Origin of the sequence: Phycobacter azelaicus (assembly GCF_014884385.1) — a bacterium.
In the GTDB taxonomy this organism is placed as follows: domain Bacteria; phylum Pseudomonadota; class Alphaproteobacteria; order Rhodobacterales; family Rhodobacteraceae; genus Phycobacter; species Phycobacter azelaicus.
The window spans coordinates 1,156,486-1,178,712 of sequence record NZ_WKFH01000003.1 but is presented as its reverse complement, the minus strand read 5'-3'; the positions used below and the strand labels follow the sequence as shown (position 1 = coordinate 1,178,712).

Below are 22,227 nucleotides of genomic sequence, written 5' to 3'. Positions count from 1 at the left end.
GAGCTAAGAATGTCCAAACCGATGACCAAAACCCAGCTTGTCGCAGCACTGGCTGAGGAAATGGGCAGCGATAAGAAAGCCGCCGGCGCAGCACTGGATGCTGTCTGTGCGCTGATCACGCGCGAAGTCTCGAACGGCGGTGCCGTGACCCTGCCCGGTGTCGGAAAGATCTATTGCCGCGAGCGCCCCGAGCGTGAAGTGCGCAACCCTGCCACTGGCGAGAAGTTCATGAAAGAGGCCGATAAGGTCGTCAAGATGACCATCGCCAAGGCTCTGAAGGACAGCGTCAACGAGGGCTAAGTCCAAGGGCTGATCTGGTGATCAGGTATCAACAAGGGCCGCCCCGGGGGGGTGGCCCTTTCTTTCTGCGGGATGGTTGTTGCCTTCTGACAGCGGCATGGCTTGCAACACCGGATCATTTGCGGGACTGTCCGAGCTAAGTTGTGGAGGGCAGGTCTTGGATATTCGCGCAATCGCTATGGGGCTGACCTTTGCCCTGATGTGGTCCTCGGCCTTCACTTCGGCAAGGATCATTGTGGTGGATGCATCACCGCTGTTTTCGCTGGCAGTGCGGTTCCTGATCTCAGGGCTGATCGGCGTCGCCATTGCCGCGGCCATGGGGCAAACTTGGCGGCTGACTCGGGGTCAGTGGCGGGCGACGGTGATCTTCGGCATCTGTCAGAACGCGCTGTACCTAGGCCTCAACTTTGTCGCCATGCAGACAATTGAAGCTTCTTTTGCTGCTATCATCGCATCCACCATGCCGCTGCTTGTCGCCTTGGCCTCCTGGGTGATTTTTCGGGAGCGGCTGAAACCGCTTGGGATCGTCGGCCTTTTTGCCGGTGTCGTGGGGGTTGCGCTGATCATGGGTACACGGATCAATGCGGGGGTGGATCTGTTCGGTGTACTTCTTTGCGTGATTGGGGTCGTTGCGCTGACCACAGCAACCTTGGCCCTGCGCGGGGCGACATCGGGGGGCAACTTCATGATGGTTGTTGGGCTGCAGATGCTGATCGGTTCGGTCATCCTGTTTGCCGCAGCGCCGGTTTTTGAGGATATCTTTGTCAATCCGACGCTGCCGCTGGCGATTGCCTTTGCCTATACCACTTTGGTTCCGGGTTTGGCCGCGACCTTTATCTGGGTACTGCTGCTGAACCGCATCGGAGCATTGCGGGCCGCGACCTTTCACTTCCTGAATCCGGTTTTTGGCGTTGCAATCGCAAGCGCTCTTCTTGGCGAGAAACTGGGCCCGCTTGATATCATTGGCGTGCTGATCGTGACCGGCGGTATTCTGGCGGTGCAATTGTCACGCCAGCCGTCTCGTCCCGAGAAAGGGACAGTCAGAGCCTGATTTCATGGTAAAAGGCGCTCGATTGCGCTGGTGATCTGACCGGATAAAGGCCGTGCGACTGAACCCCAGGTGCCTGCCACGGATCCATCTGGAGCAATCAGGATCTTGTTGAAGTTCCAACCCGGCTCAAACCCGGTTTCTGCCCGGACGGCCTGAAAGAATGGGTGTGCGTTTGCACCTTTCACCGGCGTGATATCGGTCATCGGCAGGGTCAGGTCATAGTTCAATTCGCAGAACTGTTTGACTTCTTCGGCGCTTCCCAGCTCTTGCTTGAAGTCGTTCGAAGGAACAGCCAGAACCACGAGCCCCCGGTCCCGGTAGCGATCATATAGGGTTTGCAGCCCCGAATACTGCTTGGTGAAACCGCAGCGCGAGGCGGTGTTCACCACCAGAACCGGCTGTCCTCGCATGGTGGCAAGGTCAATCACGCCGCCGTCTATCGAGGCAAACTGCCCTGAAACCGGAGCAGCCTGCGCCATCTGCCCCACCATGACCAGAGCGGCCAAAATCCACATCCTGAACATCTGTACCCTCCACATCTGTTTCAAAGGATACGGGCAAAGGCGGCCAAGGGATCAATCTACCGTTTGACGTGACGCACAAGCACGCGATCACCTGCAATAATCACTTTGCATTTGCCGCGCATCGGACCATGTATCAGATAGCAGAGATCCGCCGGAGGAATGACATGACGCGCTACACCAAGGACCCGGATGCCATCGCCGCCCTGTCGGACGAGGAATATTACGTGACGCAGAAATCGGGTACCGAGCGCCCAGGCACGGGCAAACTGCTGTATAACAAGGAACCCGGCATCTACGTCGATATCGTCTCGGGCGAGCCGCTGTTTGCATCGTCCGACAAATACGAATCCGGCTGTGGCTGGCCCAGCTTTACCAAGCCGATCGAGCCTGCCCATGTGCAGGAGCTGGAGGATCGTACCCTCGGCATGATCCGTACCGAGGTCCGCTCGACCCACGGGGACAGCCATCTGGGGCACGTCTTCCCGGATGGTCCGCTGGACCGGGGCGGTCTGCGCTACTGCATCAACTCCGCCTCGCTGCGGTTTATCCATCTCGACGACATGGAGGCTGAAGGCTATGGCGATTACATCGATCAAGTGGAGGACCACAGATGAGCAATCCTGAACGCGCCGTTCTGGCAGGTGGCTGTTTCTGGGGCATGCAGGACCTGATCCGCAAGCGCCCAGGCGTGATCAAGACCCGCGTCGGCTATACCGGCGGCGACGTGCCGAATGCCACCTATCGCAACCACGGCACCCATGCCGAAGGGATCGAGATCTTGTTCGATCCGGCCAAGACATCTTATCGGGAACTGCTGGAGTTCTTCTTCCAGATCCATGACCCAACCACGGTCAACCGTCAGGGCAATGACATCGGGATGAGCTATCGCTCGGCCATCTACTATGTGGACGAGACCCAGAAACAGATCGCCGAGGATACCATCGCCGATGTGAACGCCTCGGGCATCTGGCCCGGCAAGGTCGTCACCGAGGTAGAACCTGTTGGCGATTTCTGGGAGGCCGAGCCAGAGCATCAGGATTACCTGGAGCGGATCCCGAACGGCTACACCTGCCATTTCCCGCGCCCCGATTGGGTCCTGCCCAAGCGCAACGCGGCTGAATAAATTCGGGGCAGTTCCCCCTGTTAGAGACTGATTTGACCCGCCTTCGCCCTGGCTGAAGGCCGGTTTCTTATGACTCGTCGTCCTTTGCCACCCGTGGACGGCCACTGGCTTCGGCGGTCAGGAAGGCTTCGACAAAGACCTCGCGCGCTTCCACGTCGGCGGTGCGGATGTCGCGGGTCACATGGACATGGATATCCACCGCCCCGGCGGCCTGCGCCTCCTGCCGGGCCTCGGCGGTCAGGTGATCCTCAAGCGTTTTCAGCGCCTGTTCCGATGACGTGAAATCCTGCGGCCCGCCCTCAAGATGCACCCGGAATTTGCCTTCCGCCGGTGAGGTCACGCTGCCGCTGCGGCGCATGGTTACACGGCCCACAACCGCGCCGATGGCATTGGCGACGCCTGCATGTTCCGGCAGGATCATCCGGCAATGAAGCCGCTTGCCCACCGCCGGGTAGTAACTAGGCGCCGAGGCGCCAAGCCCGACCACATCCACATTCAGCGCCGCATCCAGCGCCAACATGCCGCGATGCTTCTTCAGACCCCGATGCAGCAGGATGTGCCGCGCCAATTGGTCTGGCGGTAGGCCGAAATCCTCGACTTCTTCGGCAAAAGCAGTCTCTAACAAGGTCAAAGCCGTCTGCTCGGTTAGCTGGTCGATGATCATCCCGGCAAGCGTTCCGGCATCGGGTGCCAAGGTGTCGCCGCTGCCGATACGGCGGCGGGAAAACAGGGCAAGCGCCTTTTCCGCCGCCTCCCGATCCCAGGTATCAAGCCGCCCCAGCACGTGGGACGCATCCGAGGGGGTGACCCCGGCGACCTGCACCAGCCCCCGGTCCACCAGCCGATTGAGCGCACCCTGTTCCATGCGGGTGCGCAGCACGGCGCCAAGGGGGTGTACCTCGGTCCCGATGCGATCCAGCAGAGCCGTTTCCCGGTCGCCGAGGCCAGCCGCAGGCAGGCCCGGCACCACGCGCAGGAACTTGCCATCGTGTTCGCCCACCACCGGGGCGTTCATCTGCCGGTCCAGCGCGGTATGCACCACATCAGGTGCCTCGGTTGCAATCAGCGAAATAGGCACGACCCGGCGGGGGCCGAGCGTCAGACCGCCTTGCAGCCCTTCGGTTCGGATCTGCACCTGACTGTCGCCGCCAAGGCCGCTCGTGCGCATGGCAACCGCCTCCACCATGGTGCGATAGCCCCCGACGCGGGCACCCTCGGGGTCAATCGCGGGCCTGCCATCCCGGATCAGCGCCACATCGGTGGTGGTGCCGCCGATATCGCTGACCAGCGCAGTGTCGACCCCGGTCATCCAGCGCGCCCCAACGATAGAGGCTGCGGGGCCACTGAGGATCGTCCCGATGGGCCGCTCCCGTGCCTGCTCAGCCGACATCAGGGCGCCGTCACCGCGCACCACCATCATCGGGGCTGTGATGCCGATCTCTGCCAGCGTGTCCTGCGCGCGCCCGATCAGCCGGTCGATCATCCCGATCAGCCGCGCATTGAGCACCGCCGTCAGCGCGCGTTTTGGCCCGTTTAGTTTGGCGGACAGTTGGTGTGAACATGTGACGGGTGCACCGGTCGCTTCGGTGATGATGCGGGCCGCCTCAAGCTCATGCGCCGGGTTGCGGGTGGCAAAGACACCGGCCACCGCATAGCCGCTGACACCTTTGGATTCAGTCTCTAAAAAGGCTTTCAACGTGCCTGTATCAAGCGGAGCCGCCTCGCTGCCCGCATGGGTATGCCCGCCTGCCAGCACCAGCGCCGGGTCGCCTTTCAGGGCGTCGCTCAACCCGTGGCGCTCAAGATCCTCAGGCGCAAATCCGACATAGACCAGCGCCACCCGCCCGCCTTGCCCTTCGACCAGCGCATTGGTGGCCAGGGTGGTGGATAGCGCCGCCATCGAGACATCCTGCGCGGCCACGCCCGATTGCGCCAGTACTGCGCGCACCGCACCGCCCACACCAATGGCCAGATCGTGGCGGGTGGTCAGGGACTTGGCCGAGGCGATCACCTCCTCTTCATCGCGGATTAGCACCGCATCCGTATAGGTCCCGCCCGTATCCACACCCAGTAGCAGCGCCATCGCCTGTTCCTTTTCTGCTCGCTGCCCATCGGTGTAGCGTCGAATTTGTGCGGGTCCATCCTGTTTGCGTCATTGCTGCGGTTTCCACCCTTGCCGGGGCGCGTTTTGCGGCGCATCTATAGCGGCATGACAAAGACACTTCTCTGTATTGGCTATGGCTATTCGGCACGGGCACTGGCGCGGCGGGTGCTGGCGCGGGGCTGGCGTGTGATTGGCACAACGCGGGATCTGGACAAGGCTCAAGCGGATGAGGGCGTGGAACTGCGCCAATGGCCCGGCTCCGATATCCCGCTGGATGGTGTGACCCATGTGCTGTCCTCGGTCGGTCCAAATGAAGAGGGCGATCCGGTGATTGCGGCATTGCGGGACGAGTTGGCCAAACGCGCCGCTGCAGGGCAGTTCGATTGGGTTGGTTATCTGTCCACCACCGCCGTCTATGGCGATCAGGGCGGTGCTTGGGTGGATGAGGAGACGCCCGTTTCCCCATCGTCGCGTCGCGGAGACTGGCGCGCGCAGGCCGAGGCGGAATGGCAGGCGATCCCCGATCTGCCGCTGCATATCTTTCGCCTTGCGGGTATCTACGGCCCCGGTCGCGGCCCCTTTGCCAAGCTGATGGCGGGCACGGCGCGGCGCATCGTGAAGCCAGGACAGGTGTTTTCGCGCATCCATGTGGAGGATATCGCGACGGTGCTTGAGGCCTCGATCGACCGCCCCAATCCGGGTGCGATCTACAATGTCTGCGATGACGAACCCGCCCCGCCGCAGGATGTGCTGGGCTACGGGGCTGAATTGCTGGGTCTGCCGGTGCCCGCCGAGGTACCCTTTGACGAGGCCGGCATGACCCCCATGGCGCGCAGTTTCTACGGAGAGAACAAGCGCGTGCGCAACACCCGGATCAAAGAAGAACTTGGCGTGACGCTGGCCTATCCCGACTACCGCGTGGGCCTGCGCGCGGTAAAGGCTGCCGAGGATCTGGAGAACTATACGCCCCCAGCCGCGCCGCCTGCGTTGTAAGGGTCTTCTTTGGCCGGGATGCTTGCGGCCCGGCCTGCGCCTGCCTACCCCCTTGGCAGGCGCATTCGCGCCTCTCCAAGCAGCCACAGGCCTATCCGTGGCGTGTCAGGCCCGCTTTTCGCCGATTGTCGCTACCCCCAGAACCTCCAGCACCTTGGCTTCGATCTGGGGTGCGTTCATGGCGGCGACGTCGTACATGTCCTTGGGGCTGGCCTGATCGATAAATGTATCGGGCAGCACCATGGAGCGGTATTTCAGGCCGCTGTCGAACACGCCTTCCTCCGCCAAGAGCTGCGCCACATGGCTGCCAAAGCCCCCGACAGCGCCTTCCTCGATGGTGATCAGCGCCTCGTGATCACTCGCCAGCTGCAGGATCATGTCGCGGTCCAGCGGTTTTGCGAACCTTGCATCGGCGATGGTGGGGGTGATCCCTTTGGCAGACAGGGACTCGGCGGCCTTTTTCACCTCGCCCAGGCGGGTGCCGAAAGAAAGGATCGCAACGCGGGCGCCTTTCTGGATCATCCGGCCCTTGCCGATTTCCAGCACTTGCGCCTCTTCGGGCATTTCGACACCTTCGCCCTCACCACGGGGATAGCGGAAGGCGATGGGGCCGTCATCATAGGCGGCGGCGGTGGCGGTCATGTGCTTCAGCTCGGCCTCGTCGGCAGCGGCCATCACCACCATGCCGGGCAGGTTGGCCATATAGGCGATGTCATAGCTGCCCGCGTGGGTGGCGCCGTCCGCGCCCACCAAACCGGCGCGGTCTATGGCGAAACGCACCGGAAGGCGCTGGATCGCGACGTCATGTACCACCTGATCATACCCGCGCTGCAGGAAGGTCGAATAGATGGCGCAGAAGGGCTTCATCCCGCCCGCAGCCAGGGCGGCGGCAAAGGTCACGCCATGCTGTTCGGCGATCCCCACATCGAAAGTGCGCGAGGGGTAGCGTTCCGCCATCAGGCTGAGACCGGTGCCATCGGGCATCGCGGCGGTCACGGCGCAGATCTTGTCGTCCGTGGCGGCGAGCTTCACCAGCTCATTTCCAAAGACCGAGGTATAGGAGGGCGCGTTTGACGGCGGCTTGTTCTGCTTGCCGGTCACCACGTCAAAGGTTGCCGTGGCATGGCCCTTGTCGTCAGCGCGTTCGGCGGGGGCGTAGCCCTTGCCCTTTTTCGTCAGCACATGGATCAGGATCGGACCCGAGGCGCGTGCCTTGACCGTGCGCAGCACCGGTAGAAGCTGGTCCATGTCATGCCCGTCGATGGGGCCGAGATAGGAGAAGCCAAGGGATTCAAACAGGGTGCCGCCCACCGCCATGCCCTTGAGCATGTCCTTGGCGCGTTTGGCGCCCTCGCGGAAGGGCTCCGGCAACAGGGAGGCGGCGCCCTTTGCGACGGCCTTCAACTCTTGGAACGGCTCCTCCGCATAAAGGCGGGACAGGTAAGAGGATAAAGCACCAACAGGGGGCGCGATGGACATCTCGTTGTCGTTGAGGATTACGATCAGCCGCTTGCCCAGGTGGCCTGCGTTGTTCATCGCCTCGAACGCCATGCCACCCGAAAGGGCCCCGTCGCCGATCACTGCGATAGCATCGCCCAGACCTTCGGGGATATTGCCGCCCAGATCACGCGCCACCGAAAAGCCGAGCGCCGCGCTGATCGAGGTGGAGCTATGGGCCGCGCCAAAAGGATCGTATGGGGATTCAGATCGTTTTGTGAAACCTGACAGGCCACCCTTTTTGCGCAGGGTGCGGATGCGGTCCCGGCGCCCGGTCAGGATCTTGTGCGGGTAGCTTTGGTGTGAGACGTCCCAGATCACCTTGTCGCGCGGCGTGTCGAACACCGAATGCAGCGCCACGGTCAGTTCCACCACGCCAAGACCTGCCCCAAGGTGGCCACCGGTTTCAGATACGGCGGCAATGGTTTCCTGGCGCAGCTCGTCTGCAACCTGCACCAACTGGCGGTCGCTGAGGCCCTTCAGATCCGCCGGGCGGGCGATCTGGTCCAAAAGCGGGGTGTGGGGCCTCTCTGACATGGCTCCTCCTCGGGAGTGGCGCGGCGCGGGGGCTACGCTGGTTTAGCTGTCGCGCGAGATAACGAAGCGCGCGGCGTCCTTCAAGGTTTCGCCCTCTCCTCCGTAGGGGGAAAGTGCGGCGCAGGCGGCGTCACACAGTTCTTCTGCGCGTAGTTTTGCTGCGTTTAGCCCCAGAAGGGAAACAAAGGTGGCCTTTCCGGCGGTTTCGTCCTTGCGAAGAGCTTTGCCGACGGTTGCGACATCGCCCTCTACGTCCAAGATGTCGTCGGCGATCTGAAAGGCAAGGCCAAGGGCGCCTGCATAGGCGCGCAAAGCGGTGGTATCTGCACCGGCCAGAACTGCGCCAGCGGTTGCAGACCATTCGATCAGGCAGCCGGTCTTGCGGGCCTGAAGCCGGGTGATTTCTTCGAGGGTCAGCGGGGTGTCGGCGGTCTCCGCAGCGATATCCAGCATCTGGCCGGAGACCATCCCGTCTTTGCCGGCCGACTGTGCCAGCGCCCGGATCAGGGGCAGGGCCTGTGGCCCCATGTGGCCCGCAGAAAGCAGCTCGAAGGCAAAGCTCTGCAAGGCATCCCCTGTGAGCGTTGCCGTTGCCTCGTCCCATTTGCGGTGCAGGGTGGGCTGGCCGCGGCGCAGATCGTCATCGTCCATGCAAGGCAGATCGTCATGCACCAGCGAATAGGCATGGATACATTCGATGGCCAGCGCGGCGTCCAATGCGGCGGTGTCATCCACAGCGTGGAGGCGGGCGCTTTCCAGCACAAGGAAGCCGCGCAGCATCTTGCCGCCCACCATGGCATAGCGCATGGCCTCATGCAGCAGATCCGAGCCGCCGAGCCGGGCATGCATATGCGTCGTGATGCGCGCTTGCGCCTCCAGAAGCGCAGGTTTGAAGGTCCGCACGTCGGTCTTGGTATCGGCGGTCATGCCGTCAGCCTGCATCCAGTGGCTGGGTACCGGTGGGGGTGCCATTGGCATCAAGAGTGATCGCCGCTACCTTTTCCTCGGCGCGCTTCAGCTCGTCCTCGCAACGTTTTTTCAGCTTGGCGCCGCGTTCATAAAGGTCGATCGACTTGTCGAGCGCCACGTCGCCGCGCTCCAGCTGGTCCACCACGCGCTCCAGTTCGGCCATGGCCTGTTCAAAGCTCATCTCTTCGACGGGGATCTGGGTTTCGCTCATCTCACTGCCTTTGTCGATCTCGCTATGTCCACCCATGCCAAGAGCGTGCGCAGCTCAAATGGGCAGGGCGTTCAGATCATATCCGAGACGCAAAGTCGAGGTGCCAGAGCGCGATTGGCTCCCCCAACCTCACTTTATCCGGTAGAAAGTGGGGGCTTCAGTCGGGGGCGAGCATGTAGCCTGCACCGCGTACGGTCTGCAGGTATTTCGGCTGTTTGGGGTCGGCCTCGATCTTGCGGCGCAGGCGGGTGATCTGAACATCCACCGCGCGTTCCTGCGCCTGGCCCCGATCGCGGCCCAGATCCTCCACCAGTTTGGCGCGGCTAATCGGCTCACCAAGGCAGGTCGAGAAGATCTTCATCAGTTGACTCTCGGTCGCGGTGAGGCGGATCAGATCTTCGCCCTGCCACATCTCTCCGCGTTCGATGTCGTAGCGGATATCGCCAAGATGCAGGACCTTGGGTGCGCTGTCTTCGGCCACCGTATCGGGCATGCGCCGCAGGATCGCGTTGACACGCAACAGCAGTTCCTTGGGTTCAAAGGGTTTGGAAAGGTAATCATCCGCGCCGGCTTCAAGCCCTGCGATCCGGTCCGAAGTTTCGCCCTTGGCGGTGAGCAGCAGGATCGGCGTTGTCATGGTTTCGCGCAACGCGCGGGTCAGGCTGACGCCGTCTTCGCCCGGCATCATCACGTCCATGATGATCAGATCGAAGTCCAACCCCGCAAGAAGCCGTCTGGCATGGGCGCCGTCCCGGGCGGCGGTGACCAGGAACCCGGCCCGCATGAGGAACTTTTTCAGGAGGCTGCGAATACGTTCGTCATCATCGACGATCATCAGATGCGCGTCGGCCCCGCTCATGCGCCCGTCTCGCGCAGCTTGGTGTAGGCGCGGCGCATGTCGGCATCCATCATCGCCTCCAGCACCTTTTTGAAGCCTTGCACGGCCTCTGGGCCGGCTTCCTTATATGCTGTGCGCATGCGGGCGCGCTGGGCGTCGGACAAGGCGGTCTCCAGTGCGATGCCCTGTTCGGTAAGGTAGAGATGCCGCTCGCGCTTGTCGGCGGTGCCCACACGGCTTTCCACAAGGCCGTCTTCGATCAGGGTGCGCAGCACCCGGTTGAGCGACTGCTTGGTCACGCCAAGAATGGTCAGAAGGTTGTTCACCGTGGTTCCCGGCGCGCGGTTGATGAAGTGGATCGCCCGGTGGTGCGCCCGTCCGTAGGACATTTCGGCCAGGATCCTGTCGGGGTCAGCCGTAAAGCCACGGTAGGCGAAGAACATTGCCTCGATCCCCTGGCGCAGCTGCTCATCCGTCAGGAACAGAAGACTTTCGCCGCCAAATCCCTGGCCTGATCGTCCTTCCGGCATGGCTCTCCCCCTTTGGTCCTTTTGTGGCTGGTCTTATGGCCCGCTCTCACGGGCACTTTAAGTCAGCGTTATTGACATTCCAAGGGTGAAGATGTATCGAATCGCAGCTTTGGCGCAACAATATGTCCGGTTCGGTCATTTCAGGCGCAACTTATGAAAATATCGATGGGTTTAATGGAGGTGCGGCATGGCCGGATATGATGACCGTGACGGATTGATCTGGATGGACGGGGAAATGGTCGAATGGCGGGATGCCAAAGTGCATATCCTGACCCATGCGATGCATTACGCTTCTTCCGTGTTCGAGGGCGAGCGCGCCTATAACGGCAAGATCTTCAAGAGCCGCGAGCATTCCGAGCGTCTGATCGCCTCGGCCGAGGCGCTGGACATGCCGATGCCCTACACCGTCGATCAGATCGAGGCGGCCAAGGAAGAAACCCTCAAGGCCTCCGGGTTGACCGATGCCTATGTACGCGCGCTGGTCTGGCGCGGCGCCGGTGAGGACATGGGCGTTGCTTCGGCCAAGAACCCGGTACGGATGGCCATCGCTGTCTGGGGCTGGGGCGCCTACTATGGCGATGCCAAGATGCAGGGCGCCAAGCTGGATATCGCAGAATGGAAACGCCCGAGCCCGGAAACCATCCCGGTGCATGCCAAGGCTGCCGGCCTCTACATGATCTGCACCATCTCCAAGCATAAAGCGGAGGCCAAGGGCTGCTCGGACGCTTTGTTCATGGATTACCGCGGCTACGTGGCCGAGGCGACCGGCGCCAACATCTTCTTCGTGAAGGACGGCGAGGTTCATACGCCGAAACCCGATTGCTTCCTCAACGGGATCACCCGGCAGACCGTGATCCAGATGCTGAAGGACAAGGGTATCACCGTGCATGAGCGCCATATCATGCCCGAGGAAATGGAAGGGTTTGAGCAGTGCTGGCTGACCGGCACCGCCGCTGAGGTGACCCCGGTGGGCGAGATCGGCCCCTACACGTTCGAGGTCGGCGCGCTGACCCGCGAGATCGCCGAAGCCTATGAGGCGCTGGTGCGCAGCTGATCCTATCGGGCTGTTATTAAAGTGCAAAAGCGCGGACCGGATGGCCCGCGCTTTTTCAGTTTCAGCACCTGCGGTGCCGCTGGTGCCGAGTGGCGATCTGTCAGACCACCTCGGTGGTGACCTCGATATTGCCACGGGTGGCGTTGGAGTAGGGGCAGATGGCGTGGCCGGCATCGGCAATGCGCTGCGCCTCGGCCTTGTCCACGCCCGGCATCGAAACCTTGAGCTTTACCGACAGGCCAAAGCCGCCCTCGGCGCGGGGGCCGATGCCCACCTCGGCGTCTACGGAGACGTCATTCGGGACTTTTGCAAGGGTGCTGTCCTGGGTGGTCGCGAACTTCATCGCGCCGATATAGCAGGCGGCGTAGCCGGCAGCGAACAGCTGCTCGGGGTTGCTGCCTTTGCCGCCGCCGCCCATTTCCTTTGGCGGGTCGAGATCAAAGCTCACCTCGCTGCCGTGGATGCTGGCCTTGCCGTCGCGCCCGCCGGTTGCGGTGGCGCCTGCAGTGTAGATCGCTGTGATGGACATCTCGTCTCCTTTCGAATCGTGTACGATTAAATCGTGCACGATATAAATAGTCGTCCTGTCGCGAAATTCAACCGCTTGCGATAAAAGCGTGCGCGACATAAATTTCCGCCATGGATCACCTGCTTAAAATCGATGACCTTCTGTGTTTTTCGCTCTACTCGGCGAACCATGCGCTGACGCGGCTTTATCGCCCGCTTCTGGCGCCGTTCGGGCTGACCTATCCGCAGTATCTGGTGCTTGTCGCCCTGTGGGAGGAGGACGGCCAAAAGGTCAGCGATCTGGGCAGGAGACTTGATCTGGAAACCAATACACTGACGCCGCTGTTGAAACGGATGGAAAGCGCGGGATACGTGACCCGCCGCCGCAACCCCGAGGATGAGCGCAGCCTGATCGTGGCCCTGACCGAAAAGGGACGGAAGTTGCAGGCCGAGGCAAAGGAGATTTCCGCCTGCGTGATCGAGGCGATGGGCGGCGATCTGAAAGAGCTGATCGAGCTGCGCGACCGGGTGAATGCCCTCCGCGTGCGGCTGGATGCCTCCTGATCGGATCGCGAACCGTCGGTCACAAAAGATTTGCCAAAGTTTCATTTTGAGGCGGATCAGATTTTACATTCGCGCGGTTTGACTGGCGCCACCTATCCAATTGCAACAGACAGGGTTTTATCATGTCTTCTCATCGCTTTATGCGCCCCTGCCGCCGGGCCTTCCTGGCGGGCGGTACCGCTTTTGCTGCCTCGCTGGCAGCGCCTTCGATCTCGCGCGCGGGTGTGCGTCCGATCTTTACCCACGGTGTTCAGTCCGGCGACGTGGATACCATGTCCGGCATGATCTGGACCCGCACCGACCGCCCCGCGCGGGTGATGATGGAGGTTTCCACTACCGAAAGCTTTGCCAACGCCCGCCAATTGGCGCCGATGACTGCGATGCCCGCAAGCGATTTCGCGGTAAAGCGCCTGATCGATGGTCTGCCCTCGGATCAGGATATCTTCTACCGTTTCGTGGCGGCGGATCTGAATGACATGCAGGCCACCTCGGAACCCATCGTGGGCCAGTTCCGCACCGCGCCCACCGCGCGCCGCGATGTGCGTTTCGCCTGGTCGGGCGACACCGCCGGTCAGGGCTGGGGCATCGACGATGAGGGCATGCGCACCTATGCGACCATGGCCCAGCACCGCCCCGATTTCTTCATCCATTCGGGCGACACCATCTATGCCGATGGCCCGATGCAGGATGAGGTGGAAAAGGACGGCAAGCTGATCTGGAAGAACTCCACCCTGATCGAGGAAAAGCGCAAAGTCGCCGAAACGCTGGACGAATTCCGCGGCCAGTGGAAATACAACATGATGGACGAGCACGTGCGCGCCATGAACGCCATCTGCCCGACCTTCTTCCAGTGGGATGACCATGAGGTCGTGAACAACTGGTCCGATGCCAAGGACCTGATCTCGGATGACCGCTACACCGAGAAATCGGTGCATGTTCTCCAGGCCCGCGCCGCCCGTGCCTTCCACGAGATGACGCCGCTGCGCATCACCCCGGCCGAGCCGGGCCGCGTCTACCGCAAGATCTCTTACGGTCCGATGCTGGATGTCTTCTTCCTGGATCTGCGCAGCTATCGCGGGCCGAATGGCGCCTCGATGGAAACCGAGATGACAGACAAGTCCCGCATCCTGGGCGCCGAGCAGCTGGCATGGCTCAAGCGCGAGCTGGCCAATTCCAAGGCGACCTGGAAGGTGATCGCATCTGACATGCCGATTGGTCTGATCGTCTGGGACAACTGGAAAGAACAGGCTGGCGCCGAGGCGATCTCGAACGGCGATCATGGCGCCGCCAAGGGCCGCGAGCTGGAAATCGCGGACCTTTTGCGCTTCATCAAGACCGCAGGCATCGACAACACTGTGTGGTTTACCGCCGATGTGCACTACACCGCCGCGCATTACTACAATCCGGACAAGGCGGCCTTCCAGGACTTCGACCCCTTCTGGGAGTTCGTTTCCGGCCCGCTGCATGCCGGTACATTCGGCCCGAACGCGCTGGACGGGACCTTTGGCCCCGAGGTCAAATTTGTCAAAGCGCCGGAAGAGGGCCAGGGCGTGAACCTGCCGCCCTCCGAAGGGTTGCAGTTCTTTGGCCTGGTGGACATCGACGGCGCCACCCAGCAGATGACCGTGCGCCTGATGGACCGCGCCGACAAGGAGTTGTGGAAAGTGACGCTTGACCCCAAGGGCGCAAGCATCTGATCTTGAGATCATAGTAGGAAACAAGGACTGGCCTCGGCGCATATGCCGGGGCCAGTTCCTATCCCCCTTTGGGATCCGTGAGGGAGCGGGCCTTGCCGCGCTCGAGACCCAGACGGCTTTCGCGCCAGATCACCAGCCCGTTGCCCGCGATGACCAATGTCGCGCCCGCCAGCATCACCAGTGTGGGAAGCTCATCGAACCAGAAATACCCCAGCAAGATGGCAAAGACCATCGACACATAGTCATAGGGCGCCAGCATCGAAGCAGGCGCAAACCGGTAGGAGGAGGTCACAAGGATTTGCGCGATCCCACCCACTAGCCCCGCACCGATCAGCATCGCCAGAACCTCGGCGCTGGGCATGACCCAGCCAAAAGGAAGCGTCAGCAGCGACAGGGCCGAGGCGGTCAGCGAGAAATAGAAGACGATGGCGGCGGTCGGCTCGGTCATCACCATGCGGCGCACGTGGATCTGAACGAAAGCGCGGGCAATCGTGGCGCCAAGGACCAGAAGCGCCCCCAGCGTCGCGCCGTCCGACAGGTCCGCGCCAGAGCCAAGGCGCGGCCAGATCATGATCATCACCCCGATCAGGCCGATGGCGACAGCGGTGATGCGCACCAGTCGAATGGTCTCACCCAGAAAAAGCGCCGCAAGGATCAGCGTGAAAATCGGCGTGCCATAGCCGATGGCCGTGACCTCAGGGAGCGGCAGCAGACCCAGACCCAGAAAGGTCATCCCCATGGCCGAGGTTCCGACCAGCCCCCGCCAAACATGCACCATGGGGTTCTTCGTCTTCAGCCCGTCCCGCAGATCCCCGCGCAGGGCCAGCCAGACAACAATGACGGGAATCGCAAAGAAGGAGCGGAAGAATACCGCCTCCCCAGCCGGAACCTCTTCGGTCGCCGCCTTGATCAGGGCCGAGAGCATGGTGAACAGCCCGATGGCCGCCACTTTGAGCAAGATGGCCAGAACAGGTCGATGCGATGTTAAGGGTTTCGTCATGGCCCGCAACCTGCGCCTGTGGGCGGCAAAGATCAAGGACATCTCTGCAAGTCGTGTTGGGTGGCAGTGTGGGCGAAATGGGCAATTGCGACGACCGCAGCAATAAATACTTTGCCTGCTGTTTCAGAGGTACTCTCGGAAGCGTCATAGCAACGCGGGTTTCACTTAGAGTTATTCCTCAAGCCAAGCCAAATCGGCGTATGCTCCGCATACACACTCTTCAAGACTGGCGTAGTATCCTGACATGTTCTGGCAGGACCAGTAGCCGCCATCTGGATGGTAGAGCAGCCCGTCTTCATTTACATCAATCCAAAGGTTTTCGTGGTAGCGAAACAACTTGCGATCAGGACTGGCACGTATCTCTACGTTGCGTGTTCCATTCTCACTATTTAGCGTTTTCTCTAACGTCCAGATTTCCATGAAGCCAAACTACCATGCTCGTTGCTGAAGCACTTCTCAAAAGAAGCACAAATCTAGCCTACACTCGCTACACAGCAAAGACATGGCAAAGTGGCCTCAAAACGAACCAACAGGATTTGCAGACCCGGCCAGGATCAACGGCTTGATTTCCGGCCCTGCTCTGGCGCAGATAGCGGCATTTGACGAAGGATGCTGCCGATGTATGACGCTAACCACCTGATTTCCCGGCTGCGCGCGGCCTCGATCAGCCATGAGACGCGCAATTTCGCCACCTTCCCGGCGCGGGCCAGCATGACCTTTGGCGAGCTGTTCGCAGGCGCCGAGCGCAATGCGGCGGCCTTGGTCGGGATGGGCGTCAAACCCGGTGACCGGGTTGCGGTGCAGGTGGAAAAGACCATCGAGGCGATCCAGCTTTACCTTGGTACGGTGATGGCGGGGGGCGTCTTCCTGCCGCTCAACACCGCCTATACCACGCCCGAGGTGGCTTATTTCCTGGGCGATGCCAGCCCTCGCGTGGTGGTTTGCGACCCTGCGCGCGAAGATGACATCGCCGAAATCGCAGGCGATGCCCTGGTGGTGACGCTGGATGGCAAGGGGCTGGGCAGCCTGACAGACGCCGTCGTGGGGCGTGGCGGCTTTGATCCGGTGCCGCGCGGACCCAATGATCTGGCAGCGATCCTATATACCTCGGGCACCACGGGGCGCTCCAAGGGCGCGATGCTGAGCCATGAGAACCTTGCCTCCAATTCGGAGATGCTGCGCGATTACTGGCAGTTCACCGACAGGGATGTGCTGATCCATGCGCTGCCGATCTTTCACACTCATGGTCTGTTCGTGGCGACCAATGTGGCGCTGCTGGCCGGGGCGCGTGTGGTGTTCCTGAAGGGCTTCAACGCAGATGAGATCCTGGATGCCATGCCACGCGCCACCGCGCTGATGGGGGTTCCGACCTTCTACACACGCCTGCTGGCGGATGAGCGCCTAACGCGGGAGCGGGCCTCGAACATGCGCCTGTTCATCTCTGGCTCGGCGCCCTTGCTGGTGGATACGCATGAGGCCTGGGAGGCCCGCACCGGCCATCGCATCCTGGAACGTTACGGGATGACCGAAACGAACATGAGCACCTCGAACCCCTATGACGGAGAGCGACGCGCGGGCACCGTGGGCTTTCCCCTGCCGGGGGTCGAGGCGCGGATCATTGCGGATGGCATGGAGGTTGCGCAGGGCGAGATCGGCGTCCTGCATGTGCGCGGGGCCAATGTGTTCCAAGGCTACTGGCAGATGCCCGAGAAAACCGCCGAAGAGCTGCTGTCCGATGGCTGGTTCATCACCGGTGACATGGCCCGGATGGACGAAGACGGCTATATCACCATCGTGGGCCGGGAAAAGGATCTGGTGATCACCGGCGGTTTCAATGTCTACCCCAAAGAGGTGGAAAGCCTGATCGACGATCTGCCCGGCGTGCTGGAAAGTGCTGTGATCGGCGTGCCGCATCCCGACTTTGGTGAGGCGGTGGTGGCCGTCGTTGTCCCCACGGGCGAAGGCACCAGTGCCGAGGCTGTGAAGGCCGCACTTTCGGGTCAACTGGCGAAGTTCAAGCAGCCCAAAGAGGTGATCCTGACGGGCGCCCTGCCGCGCAACACCATGGGCAAGGTACAGAAAAAGGCCCTGCGCGAGGATTACGCCGGGCTGTTTGCCTGAGAGGCCTATCCTTCTGACCGCCTGGGCCAAAGGCTCGGGCAGCGCCCGAACCGCCCCCCCACGGGGCGGGCGCTTCACGCCCACCCCGCCGGTTCGTGCACTCCCCTAATGCTGATGCGCCAGATCCTCGCGGCGCTCTGCGATGGCCTGCACCAGGATTTGCCAGGCGGAGTTCAGGAACAACCCGGCCATGATCCCGGCCACGATCAGGTCTGGCCAGCCGGTGGCAGTGCTCCAGACTCCCAAAGCCGCGATCATCACCGCCACATTGCCGATGGCATCGTTTCGCGAACACAGCCAGACCGAACGCACGTTGGCGTCCCCATCCTTGTAGGCCGCGAGCAGCAGCACCGAAGTCACATTAGCAGCCAGCGCCATGAACCCGATGACGCCCATGACTTCGGCCTGCGGCATGCCCAGCACAAACACGTGGTAGACGGTCGATCCGAACACCCAAAGCCCCATCATAAGCAGGCTGACCCCCTTGGCCAGCGCAGCCAGCGCGCGGGTACGCAAGCTGGCGCCGATCACGGCCAGCGAAATCCCGTAGGTGAGAGCGTCGCCAAGGAAATCCAGCGCGTCCGCCTTCAACGCCTGACTGCCTGCCATCTGGCCCGCGCCCATCTCCACTGCGAACATGCCCGCGTTGATCGCAATCACGATCCACAGGCGTCTTTTGTAGGCCGCCGACATCCCGTCAAATCGCGCCTCATGCCCGCAACATCCTGCCATTGCTCTTGTCCTTTGTTCCGATTCGAGGTCAACCTAGGGCCTCTAGTCACTAGAGGTTCAAGAGGGATCGCGATGTTTTCCATTGGCGCGCTGTCCAAGGCCACCGGGGTAAAGGTGCCCACCATCCGATACTATGAGGAAATCGGCCTGCTGCCGCCTGCCGGGCGCAACGCGGGCAATCAACGCCGTTATGGGCAGGACGGGCTGGAGGCGCTGGGTTTCATCAAGCACGCCCGCGACCTTGGCTTTGCGCTGGAGGATATCAAGGTGCTGATGGCGCTTGATGGCGAACTTGGCACCGATTGCGCCGAAGCCAACCGCATCGCCCGCGCCCAGCTTGATCAGGTGCGCGCGCGCATTGCCCGGTTGCAGCAACTGGCAACTGAGCTGGAGCGGATTGCTCATCTTTGTGACGGCGGCAATGGCGGTCATTGCAAGGTGCTAACGGCGCTGGGCGATCACAGCCAATGCGCCGCCGATCATGGGGCGGTCTAGGCTTTAGCCGGTGACAAGTGTCCGCTGTGCGTCATCGCCCATGGAGATCAGCAATGGCGTCTCCGCCTGACGCTTCTTGAAGGCCTCCTTGCCCGTCATCCTTTGCCAGCCTGTGTGGACCAGCGATTGCGCGACCGCGCCGCCCAGCGTGGTGCCGGGGCCGGTGACGATGAACAGATCCGGCGCAAACTCCAATGCAGCGTTCTGCACCGCGCGGGTGAAATCGTAAGGCTCCACCACCTGATGCCCCAGCGTGTAACTCCAAAGCGCCTGCGTGTCCGTGGCGCCGGGCCACCAGAGATGGCCGCGCCCGTCGATAAGTGGAACTTCGGGCTGGTTGAACATCTTCGCGCCCAGCCGTTTGCGCCCTTCGGCAGCGACGGGGGCTTGCAGGGATGTATGGAAGGCCGCGTGATTGGCAAGGCGCATGGGGAAACGCTCATCCATCACCGGAACGGCGGCTTCAAAGGCAGACAGACCCGCTTCGTTCCCGGCCAAGACCAGCATCCCGCCCAGATCGATCGACAGCGCCAGATCGTGGCCCGCGCGGGCGTCGGTCTCGGCCACGATCTCAAGCAGCTCCGCCTTGCGGGTGGGATCGTTCTGCCAGTCACCGCCAGCAAAGGGATAGACCAGCTGCCCGCCGATCAATTGCTCCTGCATCAAGGTGCCCATGGTGTTCACGACCTTGAAGCCGTCGTCCGCGCTCAGCGCCCCGGCGGCGGCTAGGGCGATATACCAGCCCATCGAGTTGCCGGTGACCGCGACCACCTCGATATCACCCGCCAGCGACTGCGCATCGGCGAGCGATGCGGCATATATCAGCGGCGATGCGATATCTCCGCGCGAATACTTCGCGACTGAGAACCGGGTGGCCCCGTCCAGCGTGGTGACCTCCTCCTGACCGGCGGCGGCGCGCTGGGCGTCAAAGCCTGCGAACAGGTCTGCTTTGTCGCCGTGATGGCGGTGCAGGTAGCCGAGTTCGGGTTTGTTGTAGGTGCCCCGTCCGGGGCAGATCAGAACAGCTGTGCGGGTCATTTGGCACCTCCGGTCAGGTCAAGGGCTGCGGCCACAATGCTTTCCTTCGAGGGAAGCGTCGCCGCATAGGCAGGCCCCGTTGCGATGAAGCAATCGCCTGCCGCGTGGCGGGCAAGCGAGGTGACTCCAGCCTCGGTAAACAGCGCCATCAACCCTTCGGATTGGCTGCCGGTGGTGCGGCATTCATCGACGATCAGCACATGTTTGCAGCCCTTGGTGGCCTCCAGCAGCGCCGCCGTAGGGAGCGGTGCCAGCCAGCGTAAGTCAACAATGCGGGTCTTGATGCCTTTGGCCTCCAATTCGGCCTTGGCTTGGGTCGAAAGATACCTACCGTTGCCATAGGTGACGATGGCCAGATCGGTGCCGTCTCCGTGAACGCCGACCTCGCCAATTCCGATCCGCTGATCGGGCGCAGGGTAGGTCCGAATCCAGCCGCTATCCTTATCGCCATGCAGATCCCGCATCGGATAAAGCGCGATGGGTTCCACGAAGACCACCACCCGCTGTTCCTCGCGCGCAAGGCGCACCGCTTCGCGCATCATCATCGCGGCCTCGGCCCCGTCCGACGGGCAGGCAATCACGAGCCCCGGAATGTCGCGCAGCACCGCCAGCGAGTTGTCGTTGTGAAAATGCCCGCCAAAGCCCTTTTGAAAGCCAAGTCCGGCAATGCGCAGCACCATCGGGTTTGAGAACTGCCCGTTCGAGAAGAACGGCAGGGTCGCCGCCTCGCCGCGGATCTGGTCTTCTGCATTGTGCAGATAGGCAAGGAACTGGATCTCGGGCATCGGCAGGAAGCCGTTGTGGCCCATGCCAATCGCCAGCCCGAGGATGGATTGTTCGTCCAGCAGCGTGTCGATCATCCGGTCCGGGCCGAACCGCTGGTGCAGCTTTTGCGTCACGCCATAGACGCCGCCCTTGCGGCCCACATCCTCGCCCATCATGACGATCTCGCCATGTTCCAGCATCAGGTCGGTCAGCGCCCAGTTGATCAGGCGGGACATGGGCTGGGGGTCTTCCATGGCGCGCATGTCGCTGCCGAAGACCTCGGCGCGTTTTTCGGGCGGCACGCCATTCGTGGGCGCGCAGGCCCGCGGGGGCGGGATCAGGCTGGCCGCCACATCGGCGCCGCTCTTCAGATGCGGGCGGGTGATGACCTCGGCCCTTATGCGTTCGACGCGGGCGCAGGTGTCATTGTAGATCTTCAGCGCCTTCTGCGGTGCCAGCACGCCTGCCTCGGCCAGGAGACGCACGGAATGAAGCAGGGGGTCGTTTGCTTCATCCGATTCCACCTCGGATTTCGACAGATAGGTCGTGGGCACATCGGCGCCCGCATGGCCGTAAAGGCGTACGGTACGCAGGTGCAGGAAGGCGGGCTTGCGACGGGTGCGCACGTAGTCTGCGGCTTCCAGCGCGGTGGCGTAGGCCTCATACAGATCCAGCCCGTCGGTCTTGAAATACTTGATGCCGGGCCGCCCCGCCATCGAGGATTCGATCCAGCCCTTGGGCGTCTTGGTGGAAATGCCGATGCCGTTATCCTCGCAGACGAACAGCAGCGGCAGCGGAATTGACTGCACCGAGGTCCAGCCCGCCGTGTTGATCGCGCCCTGTGCGGTGGAATGATTGGCCGAGGCATCCCCGAAGGAGCACATGACGATACTGTCATCGGCGAGCACCTGATGTTCGGGGCGGTGCCGTTTGGCGGCACCCACCGAATAGGCCGCCCCCACCGCCTTGGGCAGGTGGCTGGCGATGGTCGAGGTCTGCGGCGGGATCATCAGCGCCTTGGAACCCAGCACCTTGTGCCGCCCGCCCGAGGTGGGGTCTTCGGAAGAACAGGCGAAGGACAGAAGCATGTCCCAGGCGATGCGCTGGCCCGGCACCTGATCGGCGCGGGCGATCTGAAAAGCCGCATCACGGTAATGCAGGAAGGCCATGTCATCGGCCCGCAGGGCGCGGGCAACGGCGGCCATGCCTTCGTGACCGGAAGATCCGATGGTGTAGAACCCCTGACCCGCCTTCTGCATCGCGCGGCTGGTCAGGTCCAGTGCCCGGCTCAGAGCTTGGGCGCGGTAGATGGCAATGGCCATCTCCGGCCGCAGCCCGTCACGTGGCGAAGCGCCGGTTGGGAGTTTTCCGCTCGCCACCCGGTCCAGGAAATTCTGATGCACGATCTCGGCGCGATCCATATGACGTCCTCTTCCCTCGTTTGCCTGTGACACTGAGCAAACACGAGATTTTTCGGTTTTTCCACGATCTATGGGCTTTGTCTTTTGCGCATCCTTTGGAAAGCTGGCTTGAGATAAGTCAAAGCCAGATACATTAATTTCACTGAATGTGTCTCT

General features: G+C 62.1%; 23 protein-coding genes. 10 read left to right on the top strand and 13 right to left on the bottom strand.

Translation table 11 applies throughout. From position 1 onward, the window contains the following. Positions 1-9: 9 nt before the first annotated feature. A complete protein-coding gene (locus INS80_RS06665; protein WP_192964885.1) occupies positions 10-300 on the top strand; it encodes an HU family DNA-binding protein in 291 nt (96 codons plus the stop codon). 157 nt (positions 301-457) lie between these two features. Beyond that, complete coding sequence (locus tag INS80_RS06660; protein ID WP_192964884.1) at positions 458-1,351, top strand: DMT family transporter; 894 nt, start codon at positions 458-460, stop codon at positions 1,349-1,351. Between the two features lie 2 nt (positions 1,352-1,353). Here INS80_RS06660 and INS80_RS06655 read toward each other — a convergent pair whose 3' ends face one another. Next, positions 1,354-1,875: a glutathione peroxidase gene (locus INS80_RS06655; RefSeq protein ID WP_192964883.1), complete on the bottom strand. Its 522-nt coding sequence runs from the start codon at positions 1,873-1,875 to the stop codon at positions 1,354-1,356. A 164-nt stretch (positions 1,876-2,039) separates the two neighbouring features. Between INS80_RS06655 and msrB the strand changes: the two genes are divergently transcribed. Continuing rightward, positions 2,040-2,489: a peptide-methionine (R)-S-oxide reductase MsrB gene (msrB, locus tag INS80_RS06650; protein WP_192964882.1), complete on the top strand. Its 450-nt coding sequence runs from the start codon at positions 2,040-2,042 to the stop codon at positions 2,487-2,489. Then, positions 2,486-2,998, top strand: coding sequence for a peptide-methionine (S)-S-oxide reductase MsrA (gene msrA / locus INS80_RS06645; RefSeq protein WP_192964881.1), 513 nt, complete (start codon positions 2,486-2,488; stop codon positions 2,996-2,998). Before msrB ends, msrA begins: the two co-directional genes overlap by 4 nt. 67 nt (positions 2,999-3,065) lie before the next feature. Here msrA and INS80_RS06640 read toward each other — a convergent pair whose 3' ends face one another. Then, positions 3,066-5,081 carry a hydantoinase/oxoprolinase N-terminal domain-containing protein gene (locus tag INS80_RS06640; RefSeq protein ID WP_192964880.1) on the bottom strand — a complete coding sequence of 672 codons (2,016 nt, stop codon included), beginning with the start codon at positions 5,079-5,081 and terminating at the stop codon, positions 3,066-3,068. A gap of 126 nt (positions 5,082-5,207) precedes the next feature. Between INS80_RS06640 and INS80_RS06635 the strand changes: the two genes are divergently transcribed. Beyond that, the gene (locus INS80_RS06635; protein ID WP_192964879.1) at positions 5,208-6,095 is read left to right on the top strand and encodes an SDR family oxidoreductase; all 888 of its coding nucleotides are present in this window, start codon (positions 5,208-5,210) and stop codon (positions 6,093-6,095) included. Between the two features lie 105 nt (positions 6,096-6,200). Here INS80_RS06635 and dxs read toward each other — a convergent pair whose 3' ends face one another. The 5 genes from dxs to INS80_RS06610 form a co-directional block, all read right to left on the bottom strand. Next, positions 6,201-8,129, bottom strand: a complete 1,929-nt coding sequence (dxs, locus tag INS80_RS06630) for a 1-deoxy-D-xylulose-5-phosphate synthase (RefSeq protein WP_192964878.1) — start codon at positions 8,127-8,129, stop codon at positions 6,201-6,203. A gap of 42 nt (positions 8,130-8,171) precedes the next feature. Continuing rightward, entirely contained in the window at positions 8,172-9,056 is an 885-nt protein-coding gene (locus tag INS80_RS06625; RefSeq protein WP_192967214.1) for a polyprenyl synthetase family protein, read from the bottom strand. A 4-nt stretch (positions 9,057-9,060) separates the two neighbouring features. After that, positions 9,061-9,309 carry an exodeoxyribonuclease VII small subunit gene (locus INS80_RS06620; protein ID WP_192967213.1) on the bottom strand — a complete coding sequence of 83 codons (249 nt, stop codon included), beginning with the start codon at positions 9,307-9,309 and terminating at the stop codon, positions 9,061-9,063. A gap of 157 nt (positions 9,310-9,466) precedes the next feature. Continuing rightward, on the bottom strand, positions 9,467-10,168 hold the full coding sequence (locus INS80_RS06615) for a response regulator (protein ID WP_192964877.1): 702 nt from the start codon (positions 10,166-10,168) through the stop codon (positions 9,467-9,469). Then, positions 10,165-10,677, bottom strand: a complete 513-nt coding sequence (locus tag INS80_RS06610; RefSeq protein ID WP_192964876.1) for a MarR family winged helix-turn-helix transcriptional regulator — start codon at positions 10,675-10,677, stop codon at positions 10,165-10,167. Before INS80_RS06610 ends, INS80_RS06615 begins: the two co-directional genes overlap by 4 nt. A gap of 187 nt (positions 10,678-10,864) precedes the next feature. Here INS80_RS06610 and INS80_RS06605 point away from each other — a divergent pair, with 187 nt between their 5' ends. Beyond that, positions 10,865-11,731: a branched-chain amino acid aminotransferase gene (locus INS80_RS06605; protein ID WP_192964875.1), complete on the top strand. Its 867-nt coding sequence runs from the start codon at positions 10,865-10,867 to the stop codon at positions 11,729-11,731. A gap of 100 nt (positions 11,732-11,831) precedes the next feature. Here the strand turns inward: INS80_RS06605 and INS80_RS06600 are convergent, their stop codons facing one another. Beyond that, entirely contained in the window at positions 11,832-12,260 is a 429-nt protein-coding gene (locus INS80_RS06600) for an organic hydroperoxide resistance protein (RefSeq protein ID WP_192964874.1), read from the bottom strand. 110 nt (positions 12,261-12,370) lie between these two features. Between INS80_RS06600 and INS80_RS06595 the strand changes: the two genes are divergently transcribed. Together INS80_RS06595 and INS80_RS06590 are read left to right on the top strand one after the other, a co-directional pair. Continuing rightward, positions 12,371-12,802 carry a MarR family winged helix-turn-helix transcriptional regulator gene (locus INS80_RS06595; RefSeq protein WP_192964873.1) on the top strand — a complete coding sequence of 144 codons (432 nt, stop codon included), beginning with the start codon at positions 12,371-12,373 and terminating at the stop codon, positions 12,800-12,802. 122 nt (positions 12,803-12,924) lie between these two features. Then, positions 12,925-14,499, top strand: a complete 1,575-nt coding sequence (locus INS80_RS06590) for an alkaline phosphatase D family protein (RefSeq protein WP_192964872.1) — start codon at positions 12,925-12,927, stop codon at positions 14,497-14,499. A gap of 58 nt (positions 14,500-14,557) precedes the next feature. On the opposite strand, the gene INS80_RS06585 is transcribed toward INS80_RS06590, so the two are convergent. Then, positions 14,558-15,499, bottom strand: a complete 942-nt coding sequence (locus INS80_RS06585; RefSeq protein ID WP_192964871.1) for a DMT family transporter — start codon at positions 15,497-15,499, stop codon at positions 14,558-14,560. Positions 15,500-15,670: 171 nt separating this feature from the next. Then, complete coding sequence (locus INS80_RS19270) at positions 15,671-15,919, bottom strand: hypothetical protein (protein ID WP_226892578.1); 249 nt, start codon at positions 15,917-15,919, stop codon at positions 15,671-15,673. 198 nt (positions 15,920-16,117) lie between these two features. On the opposite strand from INS80_RS19270, the gene INS80_RS06580 reads away from it, so the two are divergent. Continuing rightward, positions 16,118-17,620: a malonate--CoA ligase gene (locus tag INS80_RS06580; RefSeq protein ID WP_192964870.1), complete on the top strand. Its 1,503-nt coding sequence runs from the start codon at positions 16,118-16,120 to the stop codon at positions 17,618-17,620. 105 nt (positions 17,621-17,725) lie between these two features. Here the strand turns inward: INS80_RS06580 and INS80_RS06575 are convergent, their stop codons facing one another. Then, the gene (locus tag INS80_RS06575) at positions 17,726-18,352 is read right to left on the bottom strand and encodes a cation efflux transmembrane domain-containing protein (protein WP_192964869.1); all 627 of its coding nucleotides are present in this window, start codon (positions 18,350-18,352) and stop codon (positions 17,726-17,728) included. 72 nt (positions 18,353-18,424) lie between these two features. Here INS80_RS06575 and INS80_RS06570 point away from each other — a divergent pair, with 72 nt between their 5' ends. Further along, the gene (locus INS80_RS06570) at positions 18,425-18,847 is read left to right on the top strand and encodes a MerR family transcriptional regulator (protein WP_192964868.1); all 423 of its coding nucleotides are present in this window, start codon (positions 18,425-18,427) and stop codon (positions 18,845-18,847) included. A 3-nt stretch (positions 18,848-18,850) separates the two neighbouring features. Here the strand turns inward: INS80_RS06570 and INS80_RS06565 are convergent, their stop codons facing one another. Both INS80_RS06565 and INS80_RS06560 read right to left on the bottom strand, forming a co-directional pair. Continuing rightward, positions 18,851-19,885, bottom strand: a complete 1,035-nt coding sequence (locus INS80_RS06565; RefSeq protein ID WP_192964867.1) for an ACP S-malonyltransferase — start codon at positions 19,883-19,885, stop codon at positions 18,851-18,853. After that, a complete protein-coding gene (locus INS80_RS06560; RefSeq protein ID WP_192964866.1) occupies positions 19,882-22,071 on the bottom strand; it encodes a dehydrogenase E1 component subunit alpha/beta in 2,190 nt (729 codons plus the stop codon). The genes INS80_RS06565 and INS80_RS06560 overlap by 4 nt, the downstream gene beginning before the upstream one ends. Positions 22,072-22,227: the final 156 nt, after the last annotated feature.

Excerpts from the sequence above, each read along its gene's own strand:
- INS80_RS06665 (WP_192964885.1), top strand. The coding sequence starts at position 10 with ATGTCCAAACCGATGACCAAAACCCAGCTTGTCGCAGCACTGGCTGAG.
- INS80_RS06655 (WP_192964883.1), bottom strand. The coding sequence starts at position 1,875 with ATGTTCAGGATGTGGATTTTGGCCGCTCTGGTCATGGTGGGGCAGATG.
- msrB (WP_192964882.1), top strand. The coding sequence starts at position 2,040 with ATGACGCGCTACACCAAGGACCCGGATGCCATCGCCGCCCTGTCGGAC.
- msrA (WP_192964881.1), top strand. The coding sequence starts at position 2,486 with ATGAGCAATCCTGAACGCGCCGTTCTGGCAGGTGGCTGTTTCTGGGGC.
- INS80_RS06640 (WP_192964880.1), bottom strand. The coding sequence starts at position 5,081 with ATGGCGCTGCTACTGGGTGTGGATACGGGCGGGACCTATACGGATGCG.
- INS80_RS06635 (WP_192964879.1), top strand. The coding sequence starts at position 5,208 with ATGACAAAGACACTTCTCTGTATTGGCTATGGCTATTCGGCACGGGCA.
- dxs (WP_192964878.1), bottom strand. The coding sequence starts at position 8,129 with ATGTCAGAGAGGCCCCACACCCCGCTTTTGGACCAGATCGCCCGCCCG.
- INS80_RS06625 (WP_192967214.1), bottom strand. The coding sequence starts at position 9,056 with ATGACCGCCGATACCAAGACCGACGTGCGGACCTTCAAACCTGCGCTT.
- INS80_RS06620 (WP_192967213.1), bottom strand. The coding sequence starts at position 9,309 with ATGAGCGAAACCCAGATCCCCGTCGAAGAGATGAGCTTTGAACAGGCC.
- INS80_RS06615 (WP_192964877.1), bottom strand. The coding sequence starts at position 10,168 with ATGAGCGGGGCCGACGCGCATCTGATGATCGTCGATGATGACGAACGT.
- INS80_RS06610 (WP_192964876.1), bottom strand. The coding sequence starts at position 10,677 with ATGCCGGAAGGACGATCAGGCCAGGGATTTGGCGGCGAAAGTCTTCTG.
- INS80_RS06605 (WP_192964875.1), top strand. The coding sequence starts at position 10,865 with ATGGCCGGATATGATGACCGTGACGGATTGATCTGGATGGACGGGGAA.
- INS80_RS06600 (WP_192964874.1), bottom strand. The coding sequence starts at position 12,260 with ATGTCCATCACAGCGATCTACACTGCAGGCGCCACCGCAACCGGCGGG.
- INS80_RS06595 (WP_192964873.1), top strand. The coding sequence starts at position 12,371 with ATGGATCACCTGCTTAAAATCGATGACCTTCTGTGTTTTTCGCTCTAC.
- INS80_RS06590 (WP_192964872.1), top strand. The coding sequence starts at position 12,925 with ATGTCTTCTCATCGCTTTATGCGCCCCTGCCGCCGGGCCTTCCTGGCG.
- INS80_RS06585 (WP_192964871.1), bottom strand. The coding sequence starts at position 15,499 with ATGACGAAACCCTTAACATCGCATCGACCTGTTCTGGCCATCTTGCTC.
- INS80_RS19270 (WP_226892578.1), bottom strand. The coding sequence starts at position 15,919 with ATGGAAATCTGGACGTTAGAGAAAACGCTAAATAGTGAGAATGGAACA.
- INS80_RS06580 (WP_192964870.1), top strand. The coding sequence starts at position 16,118 with ATGTATGACGCTAACCACCTGATTTCCCGGCTGCGCGCGGCCTCGATC.
- INS80_RS06575 (WP_192964869.1), bottom strand. The coding sequence starts at position 18,352 with ATGGCAGGATGTTGCGGGCATGAGGCGCGATTTGACGGGATGTCGGCG.
- INS80_RS06570 (WP_192964868.1), top strand. The coding sequence starts at position 18,425 with ATGTTTTCCATTGGCGCGCTGTCCAAGGCCACCGGGGTAAAGGTGCCC.
- INS80_RS06565 (WP_192964867.1), bottom strand. The coding sequence starts at position 19,885 with ATGACCCGCACAGCTGTTCTGATCTGCCCCGGACGGGGCACCTACAAC.
- INS80_RS06560 (WP_192964866.1), bottom strand. The coding sequence starts at position 22,071 with ATGGATCGCGCCGAGATCGTGCATCAGAATTTCCTGGACCGGGTGGCG.